The sequence below is a fragment of the Halomonas sp. DP1Y21-3 genome (assembly GCF_019801245.1).
Classification (GTDB): domain Bacteria; phylum Pseudomonadota; class Gammaproteobacteria; order Pseudomonadales; family Halomonadaceae; genus Halomonas; species Halomonas litopenaei.
The window spans coordinates 768087-786044 of sequence record NZ_JAHVJM010000001.1 but is presented as its reverse complement, the minus strand read 5'-3'; the positions used below and the strand labels follow the sequence as shown (position 1 = coordinate 786044).

Genomic DNA, 17958 nt, shown 5'->3' with positions numbered 1-17958 from the left:
GGGAGCGTCCCGGTGCCTGCCACCCTTGTCGACTGCGCCCAGGAGGTCCCATGACCTACTTCATCGATCGCCGAGCCAACGCCAAGAACAAGAGCGCGGTCAATCGCCAGCGCTTTCTTGACCGTTATCGGACCCATATCAAGCGCTCCGTGGAGGAGGCGGTGAATCGCCGTTCCATCACCGACATGGAGCGCGGCGAGAAGGTCTCGATCCCGAGCCGTGATATCTCCGAGCCGGTATTCCAGCACGGCAGCGGGGGGCGTCGCTCCATCGTCGCGCCGGGCAATCGCGAATTTCAGGAAGGGGATCGCCTGCGCCGTCCGGACGGTGGCGGCGGTGGTGGCGATGGCAGCGGCGAAGGCGGCGCTTCCAATCAGGGTGAGGGCATGGACGAGTTCGCCTTCACCCTGACGCGGGAGGAATTTCTCGAGTTTGTCTTCGACGGCCTGGAGTTGCCCCACCTGGAGCGCAAGCCGCTGGTCGACGTCGAGGAGGTGCGGCCGGTGCGCGCCGGGGTGTCCCGGGACGGGGTGCCGGCGAGGATCAACATCGTGCGCTCCATGCGCGAGGCCCAGGCCCGACGTATCGCCATGCGGGCGCCCATTCGTCGGGCGCTGCGCGAGGCTCAGGAGGCACTGGAGGTCGAGGAACGCAAGGATCCGGTGCTCAGAAACCCCGCTCGCATCCAGGAGCTCAAGGACGAGATCGAGCGCCTGGAGCGGCGCCTGGAGGCGGTGCCCTTCATCGACACCTACGATCTTCGCTACAACCACCTGATCAACCAGCCCCAGCCATCGAGCAAGGCGGTGATGTTCTGCGTGATGGACGTCTCCGGGTCGATGACCCAGGCCCACAAGGACATCGCCAAGCGCTTCTTCCTGCTGCTGTACCTGTTTCTCGAGCGCAGCTACGAGCGGGTCGAGCTGGTCTTCGTCAGGCATCATACCGCCGCCAAGGAGGTCGACGAGGAGGAGTTCTTCTACTCCCGGGAGACCGGCGGCACCATCGTCTCCAGCGCCTTGACCCTGGTCGACGAGATCATCGACAAGCGCTACCCGCCGGGGCAGTGGAATCTGTACGTGGCCCAGGCCTCGGATGGCGACAACTGGGACGATGATTCGGTGAACTGTCGCGAGCTCCTGACCAAGTCACTGATGGGGCGCCTGCAGTACTTCACCTACGTGGAGATCACGCCCCACGCCCACCAGGCCTTGTGGGAAGAGTACGAGCGGGTGGAGGCGGCCTATCCTGACCGTTTCGCCATGCGTCAGATCGTCGAGCCGGGGGATATCTATCCGGTGTTCCGTGCCTTGTTCAAGCGTCGCGCCGAGAGTTGACCTCTCGGTCGACTCGACAGCAGGCCGGGGCCTTGCGGCCCCTGAACAAGCGCTACGCAACTCCGGGCGATGATAGAGCCCCGGAGAGGAGGGGAGCTCCATGACCACCTTGACCAAGCGCCACGCCAAGCCCATCGCCACCGGCTCCGACTGGAGCTTTGACGATCTCACCGAGTTCGAGGCCGAGATCGCGCGACTGGCGGACGAGTACCGGCTCGATACCTACCCCAACCAGATCGAGATCATTACCACCGAGCAGATGATGGACGCCTACGCCAGCGTCGGCATGCCGGTGGGCTATCACCACTGGTCCTTCGGCAAGCAGTTCCTGGCGGTGGAGCAGGCCTATCGGCGTGGTCAGATGGGGCTGGCCTACGAACTGGTGATCAATTCAGATCCCTGCATCGCCTACCTGATGGAAGAGAACACCCTGATGATGCAGGTGCTGGTCATGGCGCACGCCTGCTATGGCCACAACTCCTTCTTCAAGGGCAACTATCTGTTTCGGACCTGGACCGACGCCTCCTCGATCGTCGACTACCTGGTGTTCGCCCGCAAGTACATCAGCCAGTGCGAAGAGCGCCACGGTGTCCAGGCGGTGGAGCAGCTGCTCGACGCCTGTCACGCCCTGCAGAATTATGGCGTCGACCGCTACAAGCGTCCGTCCCCGGTATCTCCCGAGGAGGAGGCTCGCCGTCAGCAGGAACGCGAAGACTACCTGCAGACCCAGGTCAACACCCTGTGGCGCACCATTCCGACCGGTGATGTGGGTAGCATCGCCGAGCCCATGGCGTCCGAGGACGATCCGCTGGGGCTGCGAGGTGGCGGGCGTTATCCGCCGGAGCCCCAGGAAAACCTGCTGTACTTCATCGAGAAGAACGCTCCGCTGCTGGCGCCCTGGCAACGTGAGGTGGTGCGCATCGTGCGCAAGCTGGCCCAGTACTTCTACCCCCAGCGCCAGACCCAGGTGATGAACGAAGGCTGGGCGACCTTCTGGCACTACACCCTGATGAATCGCTTGTTCGACGAGGGCGCGGTGGACGAAGGGCTGATCCTCGAGTTCCTGCAGTCGCACACCGCCGTGGTCAGTCAGCCGGCCTTCGATAGCCCCTACTACAACGGCATCAACCCCTACGCTCTGGGGTTCGCCATCTTCACCGACCTGAAGCGTATCTGCGAGGCGCCCAATGACGAGGACCGCGAGTGGTTCCCCGACATCGCCGGCAGTGACTGGCGCGAGACGTTGAACTTTGCCATGCGCAACTTCAAGGACGAGTCCTTCATTCAGCAGTTTCTCTCGCCCAAGGTGATTCGCGATCTGAAGCTGTTTCAGATCGTCGACGATGACCAGGAGGAGACCCTGGAAGTCGGCGCCATCCATGATGAGCGAGGCTACCGGCGGGTGCGCGAGGCGCTGTCCACGCAGTATGCGCTGTCGCTGCGTGAGCCCAATATTCAGGTCTACGAGGCGGATATCCGTGGTGATCGTTCGCTGACGCTGCGCCACGTGCAGGATCACCGGCGACCGCTGGCACGCAGTGTCTATCCGGTGATCCGTCATCTGCATCAACTGTGGGGCTTTCCGGTCAAGTTGGAGTCCTGGGACGGCGACGAGGTGGTGCGTCGCTATCAGTGGCCGCTGCCGGACAGCGAAGAAGGCGCTTGAGACTCGGCAATAGCGGCAGACGACAACACCCCGGGCCATCGGCCCGGGGTGTTGTCGTTCTGGTGTGGCTCAGGGGCGCGCTCTTTTCAGCCTACCCCTGGTGAATCCGACGCTGGTCAGCCAGACGTCAGGGCTTGGCGGTCCAGGACTGGCACCACCCGCCCGGCTCCACGCTGTTCTGTGGGAACAGCTGGCAGCCTTCGGTCTCGGCGTTGAAGAACATGCAGTTGGCGCAGGTCTCTCCCTCTTCGTAGGCGGCGTTGCCACTGGCGTCGCTGGCGTTCTCGACGTAGCCGAGCGCCTTGGCCTGGGCGTTGTCGGTATCCAGGCGCGGCAGGCTCTGGGCCAGGGCGGTGCGGGACAGTACGCCAGCGCCCAGAGGCAGGGCGGCGATGCCCAGCAGACTGTGGCGCAGGAAGTCACGGCGGCTGTGCTTGGCCATGGTGGGGCTCCTCGTTGTGGCTCGATCGATGGTGATCGAAGTCGATAGTCGAACGGTCTTGGTTGGGCCCGTTTCTGCTGGACCGATGTTATCGAGTGTGCCCGGTGAGCCTGGGCGACCTCGTGCGCTCTAGGCGGCGCTGAACATTCAGATTAGCTAAGCCTTTGAGTCTTGGCGAATCCTCGCTACTCCGCTGCGGCAATCCGCCACGCAGGTGGTGCCTGTCGGGTGGTGCTGCCCGTGCCGCGCCGGCGCTGATATACTGCGCCGCGAGCACACCACATCTTGCCGTCTGTGCCGTGGGCTTGGTTGGCCTGGCGAAGACGGACATCGAAGGAGGGCGACCATGCAGAATGCAGTGATCCTGATCAATGCCGAAAAGGGCCAGGTCAAGGCGGTGGCGGAGCGCCTCGCCGAGGTCGACGGCATCAGCGAGGTGTACTCCACCTGCGGTCGCTACGACCTGGTGGCGATCGCGCGCACCCGTGATTTCGAGAGCCTGGCCGAACTCGTCACCGGGCGCCTGAACGCGGTGGAAGGGATCGCCGACACCGAGACCCTCAACGCCATGCAGGTGCACTCCCGTCACGACCTGGAGACCATGTTCTCGCTGGGGTGGTAGCAAGATCGCGTCGGCGGCCCGGTGACTGCGCCGGGCCGGCGCAACGCCGCTCGTTCGACGCGCCGGCGACCAGCACCTCTTCGCCATCTCGTGACTCTTTGCATCAAGGAAGCGTGTGGACCTTTCACTCGATCGCCTGATACCCCGCCCCCGAAACCTCCTTGTCTCGCTGGTGCTGGTCGCCGCGGGTGCCTTTCTGTGGCACAGCACAGAGCAGGGCTACCGTGATCGCATGAGCTGGATGGGGGTAACCGAGTGGGCCGAGCCCGGCGTCTTGTCCTTCACCCGCGTCATGCGTAACGATGGCTATCTGCTGGGATGGTCGGATGTCCGCGTCGGTGCGCTGTGGGTCAGCTATGAGCTACGCCAGAGCGGGGATCGGCAGATCGGGCCACGCCCCGGTTTTCGCCAGGACTGGCGCACGCTGTGGCCTGTCAGCACCACGAGCTACTCGGGCAGTGGTTACGACCGCGGCCACCTGGCCCCGAACTACGCCATGGCCAAGGTGTGGGGAGAAGACGCCCAGGACGACAGCTTTCTGATGAGCAACATGATGCCGCAGAAGCCCGCGCTCAATCGGCAGCTGTGGCAGCGCCTGGAGGAGGTGGTGATGGACCACTTCCTGCCGCGCTTCGGCCGGCTGCAGGTGATCACCGGCCCGATCTACGCCGAGACACGAATCACCGATCTCGAGATCGATCGTCTACTCGATCGCGTCGGCTTCGTCGAGGTGCCGGTGGCGTTCTACAAGATCGTGGTGGTGCCGGGCGATACGCCGCTGGCGGTGGCGTTTATCATGCCCCAGGACGTGCGTGGCGACGAGTCGCTCAAGCAGTTTCTGTTCAGCATCGACGAGGTAGAAGCGCAAACCGGGCTGAATTTCCTGCCGCGGCTGGCGGCGAGCCAGGAAGCCGACTGGGAGTCGGTCGCGGGGGTCGGCGACTGGGCATTGTCCCAGGTGGCCGAGTTGCCCTCTCGATTCGACTAGGTAGAGAGTTCGCGGGTGCCGGAAAGACGGCGGAGCTGGCTGTTGCTGTTCTGCTGCGTCAGGAGGGGGCGCAGAGGGATAGTGCAAGAGGAAGGTGAGGTAGAGGGGTATCCGGGAGCGGTGCAGATTTCAGGCACAAAAAAACCGCGACGAGGCGCGGGTTCTTGTTGATCCGATGTGGATCCGTTGTCTGCATGACGATGGTGCCCAGGAGAGGACTTGAACCTCCACGTCCATAAGGACACTAGCACCTGAAGCTAGCGCGTCTACCAATTCCGCCACCTGGGCATGTCATGCGATTCTCTTGTCAATCTTGCATCAGTCTGTCGTGTTCGTCGACCCTGACGAGTCGATGGTGCCCAGGAGAGGACTTGAACCTCCACGTCCATAAGGACACTAGCACCTGAAGCTAGCGCGTCTACCAATTCCGCCACCTGGGCGAACACGTGCTGCTTGACTGACAAAGAGCGTGACGACTTGCATCGTCGTGATCCCGAAGGATCGTTGGTGCCCAGAAGAGGACTTGAACCTCCACGTCCATAAGGACACTAGCACCTGAAGCTAGCGCGTCTACCAATTCCGCCATCTGGGCAAGTGGCGCGTATGTTACCGAATCATCTGAATAATGCAAGCGTCTCGATAGGGAATCGCGCGATTTTTTTTGCCGTTGTGACCATCGCCTGAATGGGCCCTCGGTGGGCGGCGGGTCTATCCACGGGCGCTTATGGTTGGGTCAAGGCCGCGCCAGCGCTATACTGCGCGCATGTTACGACAAATTTTCGACAAGACCGCACGCTCGCGCCCGGGAGTCGGCGCTCACCTGCCGTCCTCGACCCTGCCAAGGATGCCTTTCGCATGACCCATTGGACGCTCGACGCCGACGAACACGCTCTCCGCGAAGCCCACAAGTACGACAACCCCGCCCCGTCCCGCGAATACCTGCTCAAGCGGCTCGAGGAAATCGGGGCGCCGGTGACCCATGAGGCCATGAGTGATCAGCTGGGTCTCGATGACGAGGACCTGCGCGAGGCGGTGCGTCGCCGCCTGTCCGCCATGGAGCGGGACGGCCAGGTGCTGCGCAACCGTCGCAACGCCTATGCGCTGATCGACAAGCTCGATCTGATCAAGGGCAAGGTGCTGGGGCATCGGGACGGTTTCGGCTTTCTATTGCGCGACGACGGCAAGAAGCCTGATCTGGTGATCCCCCCGCGACAGATGCGCCGGGTGTTTCACGGTGACCACGTGCTGGTGCGCATCAGCGGACGCGATCGCAGGGGCCGTGACGAGGCCACGGTGGTGGACGTCATCGCGCGCAACACCCAGACCATCGTCGGTGTGTATCGCGAGAATACTCCCGAGTTCGGGGTACTGATCCCCGAGAACAATCGGATCACCCAGGAGGTGATCATCCCGCACAGCGCCTGTGGTGGCGCCCAGGACGGCCAGGTCATCTCGGCACGCATCGTCAAGCAGCCCGAGACCCGGGTGCAGCCGGTGGGTGAGGTCATCGAGGTGCTGGGAGAGCGTATGGATCCCGGTATGGAGATCGACATCGCGCTGAGAAGCTACGAGATCCCGTCCGAGTTTCCGCCGGATGTCACCGACCAGATCGCCAGTATGTCCGCCGAGGTCGCCGAGGAGGACAAGCTCCACCGCATCGACCTGCGTGACAAGCCGCTGGTCACCATCGATGACGAGACCGCCAAGGACTTCGACGACGCGGTGTGTGCCTACAAGACGCGTTCGGGCAGCTGGAAGCTCCTTGTCGCCATCGCCGACGTGTCGCACTACGTGCGTCCCGGCAGCCCGCTCGATCAGGAGGCCATCGCCCGCGGCAACTCGGTGTACTTCCCGGGGCAGGTGGTGCCGATGCTGCCGGAGCTGCTGTCCAATGGACTGTGCTCGCTGAACCCGGACGTCGATCGTCTGGCGCTGGTGTGCGAGCTCAACATCTCCAAGACCGGGGCCATCAGCCGTTATCGCTTCTACGAGGCGGTTTTCCGTTCCCATGCCCGGCTGACCTACAACAAGGTGGCGGCGATCCTTCAGGACGAGGGGGAGGAAGGCGAGGCCCTGCGCCAGGAGTACAAGTCGCTGGTGCCGTCGCTGAAGAACCTGCACAGCCTCTACCAGTTGCTGCGAGAAGCGCGCACCGAACGGGGTGCCATCGACTTCGAGACCACCGAGACCGCCATCGTCTTCAACGACGAGCGCAAGATCGAGAAGATCGTGCCGCGCTCGCGCAACGACGCCCACAAGATCATCGAGGAGTGCATGCTGGCGGCCAACGTTGCCACCGCGCGCTTCCTCGACAAGCACGACCTGCCGGCGCTGTACCGTATCCACGAGCGTCCGTCGCCGGAGCGCCTGGACAAGCTGCGGCTGTTCCTCAACGAGATCGGCATGTCACTCGGCGGTGGTGATGAGCCGACGCCCCAGGACTACCGTGACCTGGCCGAGGCGATCAAGGGCCGCGACGATGCCGACATCATTCAGACGGTGATGCTGCGCTCGATGAGTCAGGCGGTGTATTCGCCCCACAACGAGGGCCACTTTGGCCTGGCCTACCCGGCCTACGCCCACTTTACCTCGCCGATTCGTCGCTATCCCGATCTGCTGGTGCACCGCGCCATTCGTTCGGTGATCCGCGGACCGCGCCAGACCAACACCGTGCTGCGCGCCGAGGGAGCGCCGGTGGAGCCGCCGACCAAGTGGTGTCCCTATACCTTCGAGCAGATGCTCGAACTTGGCGAGCACTGCTCGATGACCGAGCGTCGTGCCGACGACGCCACCCGTGACGTCGAGGGCTGGCTCAAGTGCGAGTTCATGTCCGACAAGCTCGGCGAGGTCTACGACGGTACCATCGCCTCGGTCACCCAGTTCGGTATCTTCGTACGCCTCGACGAGTTCTATGTCGAGGGGCTGGTCCACGTCACCTCCTTGCCGTCGGACTACTACCACTACGAGCCCGAGAAGCATCGTCTCAAGGGCGAGCGTACCGGCACCAGCTATCGCCTGGGCGATGGGGTCACCGTTCAGGTGGCTCGGGTCGACCTCGACGAGCGCAAGATCGACTTCGAGATGGCCGACGACAAGCCGCGCCCTCGTCGGGCACCGCGCAAGCGTCGCGACGCAGGCGCGCAGAGTCAGGGCAAAGGCCAGGGCAAGGGGCGTGGCGGCAGGTCGGCCCAGGGCGACACCAAGCGCCGTGCCGACGGCCCTTCCGGGGTCGGCGAACAGGATGCCCCGAAGAAGAAGGGCGGACGTCGGCGCCGCGGTCCGCGGCGTGGCAACAAGGGATGAACACCCGCGTGATGATTGACCAGGAGGCCGCCCGTGGCCAAGCATGATTCCAGACGCCGTCGCCACGGCCAGAGCCAGTCCCAGACGCATGACCAGGCGCGTACTCCGGCGCGTGGCAAGGGACGTGGTCAGCATGGTCCGGCAGTGCCGAACGGCCTCGACAGTGTGTTCGGCGTTCACGCCGTCCGGGCGCTGCTGGAGCGTGGCGAATCACCCAAGGAACTGTGGGTGCAGGAGGGCGACGCCGGGCGTCGTCTCAGTGAGTTGGTCGATACCGCGCGCAGTCGCGGCGCCAGGCTCAGGAGCGTGCCCCGTGAAGAGCTCGACGGTCTCTCCCAGGGCGCTTCCCATCAGGGTATCGTGGCGTTCTGTCCGCCACTGGCGCCGGAGGGCGAGGAGTCCCTGTGGCACAAGCTCAAGGCCTGGCCGCTGGAGACGCCGCCGCTGTTGCTGATCCTCGATGGTGTCACCGACGTTCACAACTTCGGCGCCTGTCTACGCAGTGCCGACGCCGCCGGGGTGCACGGCGTGATCGTGCCCAAGGACAAGTCGGCACCGCTCAACGCCACCGTGCGCAAGGTGGCCTGCGGTGCCGCCGAGAGCGTGCCGGTCTATCAGGTGACCAACCTGGCCCGCGCCATGGCGCGACTCAAGGAAGAAGGGGTGTGGATCACCGGTACCGCCGGCGAGGCCGACGCCAGCGTTTTCGCTGCCGACTTCACCGGGCCCATGGCGCTGGTGATGGGGGCCGAGGGCAAGGGCATGCGTCGGTTGACCCGGGAGGCCTGCGACAACCTGGTCAAGCTGCCCATGGCGGGCACCGTCTCGAGTCTCAATGTGTCGGTGGCCACCGGCGTCTGTCTGTTCGAGGTGGTGCGCCAGCGCGAGCTCAAGGCCCGCGGATGACGGTGTCGCCCCAGCATCGGCTTGCAACCCTGATCACAACTCCGTAGAATCTGGGCGCCCGTGCGTTCTGCGCGGGACAGGCTAATTGTTATTCACTCCTTGCTTCCCCCGGCGCCGAGACTACTCAGGCCCCTGCGGAAGCTGCCAAACCGAAAGGAGAATCCATGCGTCACTACGAGATCGTCTTCATGGTCCACCCGGACCAGAGTGAGCAGGTTCCGGCCATGGTCGAGCGCTACACCAGCATCGTCACCGAGAACGCCGGTACTGTTCACCGTCTCGAGGATTGGGGCCGCCGTCACCTGGCCTACCCGATCAACAAGATCCACAAGGCTCACTACGTGCTGATGAACGTCGAGTGCAGCGGAGAGACCCTCGAGGAAATCGAGAACATCTTCCGTTTCAACGACGCCATCATTCGCAGCCTGGTGGTGCGCTGCAAGGAAGCCATCACCGAAGCGTCTCCGATGATGAAGCCGGTGGAAGAGAAGCGTGCCCGTCGCGAAGAAAAGCCGCGCACCGCTGAATCCGCCTGAGCCGCGCATCACTAGCTCTGCAACGCACGTATAAGGAGTCTTTCCATGGCACGCTTTTTCCGTCGCCGCAAGTTTTGCCGTTTCACCGCTGAAGGCGTGAAGCAGATCGACTACAAGGATCTGGACACGCTCAAGGCCTACATCACCGAGACCGGCAAGATCGTTCCCAGCCGCATCACCGGTACCAAGGCCCGTTACCAGCGCCAGCTGTCCACCGCGATCAAGCGCGCACGCTACCTGGCCCTGCTGCCTTACACCGACAGCCACCAGTAAGTCGTCGCCGATGCTGCCCGTCGCCCGATGGTCGATGAAAGGCATGCCCCAGGCGACCCTGGTCGCGCTGGTGGCGTCTGCGGTGCCCTGGCTGTTCTGGTTCGGGGCGGCGATTGCCGCTCTGGTGACCTTGCGCAAGGGCATGGCACCGGCGATGCCGGTGATCGCCGCCGCGGCGGTGCCGGCAGGCTGGTGGTGGACCCAGGGAGATCCGATCCCTCTGGCGACCACCCTGTTGGCGCTGTTGATGGCCATCGTGCTGCGCTCCCGCATGCGCTGGGGCGAGGCGCTGATCCTGGGGTCGTTGGCCGGCGCTGCGATGATCCAGTTGGGGGTGTTCCTGCCCAAGGCAGACACCGCCCTGATGCTGGAGCAGCTGCGCCAGAGTTCCTCCGAGGTGGCGGCCATGCTCGACGAGCTGGCTGCCCAGGGGCTCGACGCCAGTCGGCTGGCCGAGCTGGTCATCAGCGGTGTCACCGGTCTGGTGGTGATGCTCGCTGCGGTGGCCTGTCTGGCCCTGGCACGCAGCTGGCAGGCGGGGCTCTACAACCCGGGAGGTTTCCGGGAAGAGTTCCACGCCCTGCGGCTCACCCCGAGGGAGCTGATCCTGTTGGTGGTGCTGGTGATCGCCGGCACCCTGCTGGGTCTCCCCGGGATCGGCATGCTGGCCTGGATTCCGCTGCTGATGGCAGGCATCGGCCTGACACATGGTGTAGTTGGACGTAAGGGAATGAACGGGTTGTGGCTGGTCGCGTTCTATCTGCTGCTGATCACCACCTGGCCCATGATTCTCATCGTGCTGGTTGTGGCCCTGATCGATACCTTCGCGGACTTCCGCGGGCGTCTGGGTCACAGCAACTGACATAGAGGTTTACGAGATGGAAGTCATTCTGCTCGACAACATTGGCAAGCTGGGCGGTCTCGGTGACAAGGTCACCGTCAAGCCTGGTTACGGCCGCAACTACCTGGTGCCCTACGGTCTCGCCGTACCGGCCACCAAGGACAACATCGCTGCCTTTGAAGCCCAGCGTGCCGAGCTCGAAGCTCAGGCCGCCGAGCGCAAGGCCGAAGCCGAAGCTCGCGCCGAGCAGCTCAACGACATCGAGCTGTCTCTGGTCGCCAAGTCTGGCGACGAAGGCAAGCTGTTCGGTTCCATCGGTCCGCGTGACCTGGCCGAGGCGATCTCCAGCGCCGGTATCGACGTCGCCAAGAGCGAAGTCCGCATGCCGGAAGGCCCGATCCGCCAGACCGGCGAATACGACATCGTGCTGCACCTGCATGCCGACGTCGACGCCACCGTACGCGTGGTGGTGGTGGCCGAGTAAGGTCGTCTCCCACGGCAGTGGCAAGGGCGCGGGAGTCACATCCCGCGCCCTTTTTTGTGGCTCGCGATCGCCTGCACGGGTGATCGTGCGACGGACCCGGCTTCGGGTAGACTAAGGCTTGTCTGGAGAGTGGCTGCGCTCGTCGACTTTTCGGACACAGCCTGGATCCAGTGGCATGGCGCCGTGAACAACAGCGAAGAGACAAGCGCATGAGTGACGTCCAGACCATCGATCGTGAAGCCGCGGCGCTGAAGGTTCCGCCGCACTCGGTGGAGGCCGAGCAGTCGGTGCTGGGTGGCCTGATGCTCGACAATCAGGCCTGGGACAATATCGCCGACCGGCTGGTGGCCGACGACTTCTATCGCTACGAGCATCGCCTGGTGTTCAACGCCATGGTGGCGCTGGCCGAGTCGAGCCGTCCGCTGGACGTGGTGACCCTGTCCGAGGCCCTGGAGGGGCGCGACCAGCTCGACACCGTGGGTGGGCTCGCCTACCTGGCGGAGCTGGCCCGCAACACTCCCTCGGCCAGCAATATCCGCGCCTATGGCGACATCGTGCGCGAACGCGCCACCCTGAGAAAGCTGATCCAGGCGGCCAACCAGATCGCCGACGGCGCCTTCAGCCCCAATGGGCGTCCTGCCGATGAGCTGGTCAACGAGGCCGAGCGGCTGGTGTTCCAGATCAGCGAGGACCGCCCCAAGGCCGGCGGCCCCATCGGCATGAGCGAGCTGCTGACCAAGGCCGTCGATCGCATCGACGAGCTGTTCAACATGAAAGGCGAGATGACCGGCCTGTCGACCGGCTTTCGCGATCTCGATGACATGACCTCCGGGCTGCAGCCCTCCGACCTGGTGATCGTCGCCGGCCGCCCGTCCATGGGCAAGACCACCTTCGCCATGAACCTGGTGGAGCACGCGGTGGTGTCCAGCGACAAGCCGGTGATGGTGTTCTCCATGGAGATGCCGGCGGACTCGATCATGCTGCGCATGCTGTCGTCACTCGGGCGTATCGACCAGACCCGAGTGCGCTCCGGTCAGCTCGAGGACGAGGACTGGCCGAGGTTGACCTCGGCGGTCAACCTGCTCAAGGACAAGCAACTGTTCATCGATGACACCGCTGCGCTGTCGCCCAACGAGATGCGCTCCCGGGTGCGTCGCGTGGTGCGCGAGCACGGCAACCTGGCGATGATCATGATCGACTACCTGCAGTTGATGCAGGTGCCGGGGTTCGGTGACAACCGTACCGGCGAGATTTCGGAGATCTCGCGCTCGCTCAAGGGGCTTGCCAAGGAGTTCGGCTGCCCTGTGATTGCGCTGTCGCAGCTCAACCGCTCGCTGGAGCAGCGCCCCAACAAGCGTCCGGTGATGTCGGACCTGCGTGAATCCGGGGCCATCGAGCAGGACGCCGACCTGATCGGTTTCGTCTATCGTGATGAGGTCTACAACCCGGATAATCCCGACAACAAGGGACTCGCCGAATTCATCATCGGCAAGCAGCGTAATGGCCCCATCGGGACGGTGCACATGGCCTTCATCGGCAAGTACACCCGCTTCGAGGATCTGGCGCCGGACAGCTACGGTGATACCTTCGGCGAATAAACGTGCTTGAGCCTGACCGACGGGCTCGTATAATGCCGCCCCTTGCGATTTCGACAGACACAGTGAAGGAGACCTGACATGGCAGGCGGATTTCGACGCGGCAATCGCCGTCGCGCGCCCAAGCTGGAAGCCCGTGGCGAATTGACCTCGGTGGAACGGGAAGGCCCGTTCAAGGAATGGCTCGGCATGCCCGACCTGTATCGCTATCACCTGGTAGTGGACGGCGTGGACTACAGCTACCAGACAGAAGACTCCGAGCTGCCGGTGCAGATCGGCGACAAGGTAGTGTTTCGCTACAAGGAGACCAAGGCCGGCAATTGGGTCGACCGCAACTCCCTGGGCAAGGCCATCGATCCCTCCGACTACCAGTAGTCTCACCGCCGGATCCGTCGCCCGCGAGCATTCGTGTCGCGGGCCTTCGTTTTCCCTCCTTCAAGCTCTCCTCTTCCTACCGCAAAGGCGCTGCCTGCCGCTGAAGACCCCCTTTTCTCCGCCGCGATCATGGAGGTCGTTTAACCCGCTGTGCGCGCGAAACGGCCAATATGTATCCAGATCAGAGAAATTCTTCACACCGTCACGGGAATGTCACCCGAAGGGCCCAGGCTGTGCCATGATCAGAGAGTCACATGCGCGGCACAGGGAAATGAAACGAGCGTCATGGTCTGCCGAAATATCATCGGCACGCTCGTCGCCGTAGTGTCGTCACATAAGGAGGGCGGGGGCCACAGGACCCCCGTCGCGACAGGATGAAAAGAGGCGAAAGATACGATGGAAATTAATGATCTCAAGGCCTTTGTCGGCCGCCACGACAACTTCGAGATTCGCGTGATCGGCCATGCCGGCAGCCGTTTTTACCAGGTCGAACTGGAAGACGTGGAAGGTGCCCGCAAGATGCTCTGCCGCCGCGGCAAGCCGGTGTTGTTCCGCTCGCTGGACGACGTCTACCTGGAGCTCAAGCGTGCCGGTATCCACCGCGCCTACCTGGTCCAGCACGTGGCCCACGACGAGGTGATCGGTCGCGAGGCCCACTATGCCGAACCGCTGGCCTCACGTATGCCCCTGGTGTTTTGAGTGACATCGTTCCACACCACCCTGGTGCTGGAACCCTCTCGACGGCAGTCTCGCCGTCTCTGCCTTGCCACTGATGTACCCACGTTCACCGAACAAGTCCCTGGCGCAAGCTGCCAGGGCCCTTGGCGGTGTCGACCTGCCTTATTGCTTCCTTTGAGTCCCTGTTAGCCAGGGGCGCAGTCGGGCGAAGCCCAGATAGCCGATGTCCAGCAGTCCACGCAAACCGGGTACGCTGCTTAGCTGCACCCAACGGCGATGACCCAGCGTCGCGTACAATGCGCGAGTGGCATCCATGCCGATGAACCAGCGACCTGTGGCGTCGCGCAGGTGCAGCTTGCCCAGCATGTCATCGAAGCGCTGGCCCCAGGCCTCGGCGCAAAAATCGTCGTCGCGGATATCGATAAAGTGGATCAGCCGGCTGCGCGGATGCCGCCTCAGCCAGGCGATCTCCTTGCGGCATAGTGGGCACTGACCATCATGAAACAGCGCAAGCGGTGTGGCGAGTGTCTCGAACCGATTCATGGATTCGCTCCCTGAGGTCGATAGCCGTCGCGGTGGGGACCCTGACCGTAGCTCGGTTCGCATGCCAGGTTGTCGAGAAAGGACGTGGCCTGGCGGCGCATGGCGCTGCGCTTGTCATCGCTCATGCGGCGCAGCGAGCCATAGATCAGCTTCATGCGAGGATTGCTCGCCAGGGTGTCGGCGTGACGTTCGAGAAAGTCCCAGTAGAGGCTGTTGAAGGGACAGGCGTCTTCGCCCAGGGTCTTTTTCACGTCATAGCGACAGTGGCGGCAATGGTCAGACATCCGATCGATGTACTTGCCTGACGCACAGTAGGGCTTCGAGCCCATCAGTCCACCGTCGGCGTGCAACACCATGCCAAGCGTATTGGGCAATTCGACCCATTCGCAGGCGTCGGCGTAGACCGCCAGGTACCAGTCGCACAGGGCCTCGGGGCTGACGTCGCACAGCAGAGCAAAGTTGCCGGTCACCATCAGACGCTGGATATGGTGCGCGTAGGCGTTGTCCCGGGTCATGCCAATCGCGCGGGATAGACAGCGCATGTCGGTGTCACCGCTCCAGTAGAAGTGGGGTAGACCCCTGCGGGCCTGCAAGGCGTTATAGCTCTTGTAGTCCGGCATACGGGTCCAGTAGATGCCCCTGACGTACTCTCGCCAGCCGAGGATCTGGCGGATAAAACCTTCCACCGCATTGATCGGTGCATGCCCCTCGAGATAAGCGGTTTCGGCGGCCTCGCAGACCTCTCTCGGGCTGAGCAGGCCAAGGTTCATGGGAGCGGACAGGCGCGAGTGGAAGAGAAAGGGATCGCTGTCGCTGATGGCGTCCTGGACGTCACCGAAGCTCGGCAGCAGGTGATCGATGAAGTGTCTGAGATCGACCAGCGCCTGGCGTCGGGTGACCGGCCAGTGGAAGCCATCCAGACGACCGAAGTGTTCATCGAAGTGTTCCTCCACCAGTGTCAGCACCTCACGGGTCATGTCGTCGACGGTGTGGCGGGGAGGCTTGGGCAGCGTGTAGTGCTGGGGCAGGGGCCGTCGGTTGTCCTTGTCGAAGTTCCACTGGCCGCCCATGGGTTCATCGCCCTCCATCAGCAGGCCGGTGCGGCGACGCATCAGTCGATAGAAGCCCTCCATGCGAGGCTGCCGGCGATGGGACAACCAGTCGCCGAATTCACCAGGCGTGCAGTAGAAGCGGTCGTCCTCGACCCATTGCCAGGGTATCCCGCCCTGGCGGCGCTCCATGGCATCCAGGAGGCGCCATTCGCCGGGCCTTGTGGTGACAATCCGCGAACAGTCGTAGGCTTGCGCGAGGCGTTCCGCCTCCGCCAGCAGGCCATGGGCGTTGTCCGGATCATCGAGGGCGCTGTAGTGGACGCGATAGCCCTTGTCGCGAAGAGTGGCGGCGAAGTGGCGCATGGCCGACAGCATCATGGCGATCTTCTGAGGATGATGCGGCACGTAGCGGCCTTCCTCGGCGACCTCGCACAGCGCGACGACGTCGTCGTCGCCAGCGGTCTGCAAGAGTCCGAGGTCCAGGCTCAACTGGTCGCCGGTGATCAGGATCAAGGATCTGGACATGGGTTCACCAAAAATTGTACAAATCCTCTTCATAGTAACACTTCATTCGAGCCTGATACCCACCGGTGATAGGCTTTGTGCATTCGCTACCAAGAGGAAGTCACCTTCATGGATCAGTCCGTTCCCCCCTCAGTGGTGGAGGCCCATCGCCCGGAGCAGGCGCCGGTCGACCACCCCGCCGTCGCACGTGAAAAGATCGGCGTGCTGGTCGCCAACCTGGGTACGCCGGACGATACCGACTACTGGTCCATGCGCCGCTATCTCAGCGAATTTCTGTCGGACCAGCGAGTGGTCGACTATCCGCGATGGCTCTGGCAGCCACTGCTGCAGTTGATCATCCTGAGTCGCCGGCCATTTGCTTCCGGGGCGGCCTATCGCAGCATCTGGAACACCGACAAGGACGAGAGTCCATTGCTGACCATCACCAGAAGCCAGAGCGAGAAGCTGTCGACGCGGCTGCGCGCTGAGCTGGGGGACTCGATCGAGGTCAGCTTCGGCATGCGCTACGGCAATCCTTCCACCGACAAGGCGCTCAAGGAGCTGGAGGAGAAGGGATGTCGGCGTATCCTGTTCTTCCCGCTGTATCCCCAGTACGGCTCACCCACCACTGCCACCGCCTGCGATCAGTTCTTCCGCCAGCTGATGAAGCGCAAGTGGCAGCCATCGGTGCGAACGGTGCCGGCCTACTTCGACGAGCCGGGCTATATCGAGGCCCTGGCAGCCTCTGTCAGCGAACGCCTGGAGAACGAGACGCACCAGCCCTCGGTGGTGGTGGCGTCCTATCACGGCGTACCCAAGCGCTTTCTGGAGGAAGGCGACCCCTACTACTGTCAGTGCAGGAAGACCACGCGACTGCTGCGCGAACGGCTGGGGCACGCCGAGGACGAAGTGGTTACCGCCTTCCAGTCCAAGTTCGGGCCTGAAGAATGGGTGGGCCCCGCCACCGTCGACAAGGTGGCGGAGCTGGCGCGTCAGGGGCACAAGAGTATCGCCGTACTGTCCCCCGCCTTCAGCGCCGACTGCGTGGAGACCCTGGAAGAGATCGAGGAAGAGATCCGCGACGCCTTCATGGAGGCCGGCGGTGAGCACTTCATCTACATTCCGTGTCTCAACGATCGCGACGACCATATCGCGGTGCTGGCCGATATCGTCAAGCGCGAACTGGGCGGCTGGATCTGATCGCTCGGCCTTTCGCGCCACGATAGCCAGACACAGAACGGGCAGCCCATGGGCTGCCCGTTTCGTGTCTGGCTTGCATGATGCCCAGGCTTTGTACGAAAAGCCGGCGAGCGATGGTTAGACAAGGCAAAAATCGGTGAGAAAGCGCAGTTTACGAGGTGTAAATGAGCATTTTGACCTGATTTTTAACGCCGTATTACCGAGCGCAGGCACTTTTCGAACAAGCCTTAGTCTCGGTCGGGGTGGGGCACCGGCTTATCCCCAACCTCTTCCTCACGGAATTCGAGCGGCTTGCCGCGGGTCTTGTCCAGATACTTGAGGCGCTGGTGCAGGCCAGTCTTGGCCAACATGTGGGCGCTTACCGGGGCGGTGATGAACAGGAACAGGGTGATCAGCATCTCCTGCAGGTGGGTGCCTTCCTGGGTGGCGCTGAAGTACACCATGGAGCCGGACAGGATGCAGCCCATGCCCAGGGTGGTGGCCTTGGTCGGGCCGTGCAGGCGCATGTAGAAGTCCCGCAGGTGGGCCATGCCCAGCGAGCCGATGAAGGCAAACAGCCCGCCGGCGATCAGCAGCACCGAGATCAGCCCCTCGAGAATGACGTAGAACATGG

General features: G+C 63.4%; 18 protein-coding genes and 3 tRNA genes. 14 read left to right on the top strand and 7 right to left on the bottom strand.

Annotated features, from left to right (window positions below; translation table 11 throughout):
- Positions 1 to 50: 50 nt before the first annotated feature.
- Both KUV74_RS03375 and KUV74_RS03370 read left to right on the top strand, forming a co-directional pair.
- Positions 51 to 1337: a YeaH/YhbH family protein gene (locus tag KUV74_RS03375; RefSeq protein WP_045992146.1), complete on the top strand. Its 1287-nt coding sequence runs from the start codon at positions 51 to 53 to the stop codon at positions 1335 to 1337.
- A 100-nt stretch (positions 1338 to 1437) separates the two neighbouring features.
- Complete coding sequence (locus tag KUV74_RS03370; RefSeq protein WP_222515627.1) at positions 1438 to 3003, top strand: SpoVR family protein; 1566 nt, start codon at positions 1438 to 1440, stop codon at positions 3001 to 3003.
- Between the two features lie 127 nt (positions 3004 to 3130).
- Here the strand turns inward: KUV74_RS03370 and KUV74_RS03365 are convergent, their stop codons facing one another.
- Positions 3131 to 3445, bottom strand: coding sequence for a high-potential iron-sulfur protein (locus KUV74_RS03365; protein ID WP_045992144.1), 315 nt, complete (start codon positions 3443 to 3445; stop codon positions 3131 to 3133).
- Between the two features lie 346 nt (positions 3446 to 3791).
- Here KUV74_RS03365 and KUV74_RS03360 point away from each other — a divergent pair, with 346 nt between their 5' ends.
- Both KUV74_RS03360 and KUV74_RS03355 read left to right on the top strand, forming a co-directional pair.
- Positions 3792 to 4067 carry an Lrp/AsnC family transcriptional regulator gene (locus KUV74_RS03360; RefSeq protein WP_045992143.1) on the top strand — a complete coding sequence of 92 codons (276 nt, stop codon included), beginning with the start codon at positions 3792 to 3794 and terminating at the stop codon, positions 4065 to 4067.
- A gap of 115 nt (positions 4068 to 4182) precedes the next feature.
- Positions 4183 to 5055, top strand: a complete 873-nt coding sequence (locus tag KUV74_RS03355) for a DNA/RNA non-specific endonuclease (protein WP_231498451.1) — start codon at positions 4183 to 4185, stop codon at positions 5053 to 5055.
- Positions 5056 to 5256: 201 nt separating this feature from the next.
- Here KUV74_RS03355 and KUV74_RS03350 read toward each other — a convergent pair.
- The 3 genes from KUV74_RS03350 to KUV74_RS03340 form a co-directional block, all read right to left on the bottom strand.
- Positions 5257 to 5343, bottom strand: a tRNA-Leu gene (locus KUV74_RS03350).
- Positions 5344 to 5408: 65 nt separating this feature from the next.
- Positions 5409 to 5495: transfer RNA gene (locus tag KUV74_RS03345), tRNA-Leu, on the bottom strand.
- A gap of 65 nt (positions 5496 to 5560) precedes the next feature.
- Positions 5561 to 5647: transfer RNA gene (locus KUV74_RS03340), tRNA-Leu, on the bottom strand.
- A gap of 263 nt (positions 5648 to 5910) precedes the next feature.
- On the opposite strand from KUV74_RS03340, the gene rnr reads away from it, so the two are divergent.
- The 9 genes from rnr (at position 5911) to KUV74_RS03295 (ending at position 14067) form a co-directional block, all read left to right on the top strand.
- Positions 5911 to 8358: a ribonuclease R gene (rnr, locus tag KUV74_RS03335; RefSeq protein WP_222515626.1), complete on the top strand. Its 2448-nt coding sequence runs from the start codon at positions 5911 to 5913 to the stop codon at positions 8356 to 8358.
- A gap of 165 nt (positions 8359 to 8523) precedes the next feature.
- Positions 8524 to 9264, top strand: coding sequence for a 23S rRNA (guanosine(2251)-2'-O)-methyltransferase RlmB (rlmB, locus tag KUV74_RS03330; RefSeq protein ID WP_222515811.1), 741 nt, complete (start codon positions 8524 to 8526; stop codon positions 9262 to 9264).
- 164 nt (positions 9265 to 9428) lie between these two features.
- Complete coding sequence (gene rpsF / locus KUV74_RS03325) at positions 9429 to 9800, top strand: 30S ribosomal protein S6 (protein ID WP_045992140.1); 372 nt, start codon at positions 9429 to 9431, stop codon at positions 9798 to 9800.
- A 45-nt stretch (positions 9801 to 9845) separates the two neighbouring features.
- The gene (rpsR, locus tag KUV74_RS03320; protein ID WP_016853668.1) at positions 9846 to 10073 is read left to right on the top strand and encodes a 30S ribosomal protein S18; all 228 of its coding nucleotides are present in this window, start codon (positions 9846 to 9848) and stop codon (positions 10071 to 10073) included.
- Positions 10074 to 10083: 10 nt separating this feature from the next.
- A complete protein-coding gene (locus tag KUV74_RS03315) occupies positions 10084 to 10935 on the top strand; it encodes a hypothetical protein (RefSeq protein ID WP_222515625.1) in 852 nt (283 codons plus the stop codon).
- Positions 10936 to 10951: 16 nt separating this feature from the next.
- Positions 10952 to 11398: a 50S ribosomal protein L9 gene (gene rplI, locus KUV74_RS03310; protein WP_045992138.1), complete on the top strand. Its 447-nt coding sequence runs from the start codon at positions 10952 to 10954 to the stop codon at positions 11396 to 11398.
- 209 nt (positions 11399 to 11607) lie between these two features.
- Positions 11608 to 12996 carry a replicative DNA helicase gene (dnaB, locus tag KUV74_RS03305; RefSeq protein ID WP_045992137.1) on the top strand — a complete coding sequence of 463 codons (1389 nt, stop codon included), beginning with the start codon at positions 11608 to 11610 and terminating at the stop codon, positions 12994 to 12996.
- Positions 12997 to 13074: 78 nt separating this feature from the next.
- A complete protein-coding gene (locus KUV74_RS03300) occupies positions 13075 to 13368 on the top strand; it encodes a hypothetical protein (RefSeq protein WP_045992136.1) in 294 nt (97 codons plus the stop codon).
- A 396-nt stretch (positions 13369 to 13764) separates the two neighbouring features.
- Positions 13765 to 14067 (top strand): DUF6482 family protein, encoded by a 303-nt coding sequence (locus tag KUV74_RS03295; protein WP_045992135.1) that lies wholly within the window; start codon positions 13765 to 13767, stop codon positions 14065 to 14067.
- A gap of 141 nt (positions 14068 to 14208) precedes the next feature.
- Here KUV74_RS03295 and KUV74_RS03290 read toward each other — a convergent pair whose 3' ends face one another.
- Entirely contained in the window at positions 14209 to 14589 is a 381-nt protein-coding gene (locus KUV74_RS03290; protein WP_222515624.1) for a thiol-disulfide oxidoreductase DCC family protein, read from the bottom strand.
- Positions 14586 to 16166 carry a cryptochrome/photolyase family protein gene (locus KUV74_RS03285; RefSeq protein WP_222515623.1) on the bottom strand — a complete coding sequence of 527 codons (1581 nt, stop codon included), beginning with the start codon at positions 16164 to 16166 and terminating at the stop codon, positions 14586 to 14588. Before KUV74_RS03285 ends, KUV74_RS03290 begins: the two co-directional genes overlap by 4 nt.
- A 108-nt stretch (positions 16167 to 16274) precedes the next feature.
- Between KUV74_RS03285 and hemH the strand changes: the two genes are divergently transcribed.
- Positions 16275 to 17345: a ferrochelatase gene (hemH, locus tag KUV74_RS03280; RefSeq protein ID WP_108448054.1), complete on the top strand. Its 1071-nt coding sequence runs from the start codon at positions 16275 to 16277 to the stop codon at positions 17343 to 17345.
- 227 nt (positions 17346 to 17572) lie between these two features.
- Here hemH and KUV74_RS03275 read toward each other — a convergent pair whose 3' ends face one another.
- On the bottom strand, positions 17573 to 17956 hold the full coding sequence (locus tag KUV74_RS03275; protein ID WP_045992131.1) for a Na+/H+ antiporter subunit G: 384 nt from the start codon (positions 17954 to 17956) through the stop codon (positions 17573 to 17575).
- Between the last annotated feature and the right edge of the window lie 2 nt (positions 17957 to 17958).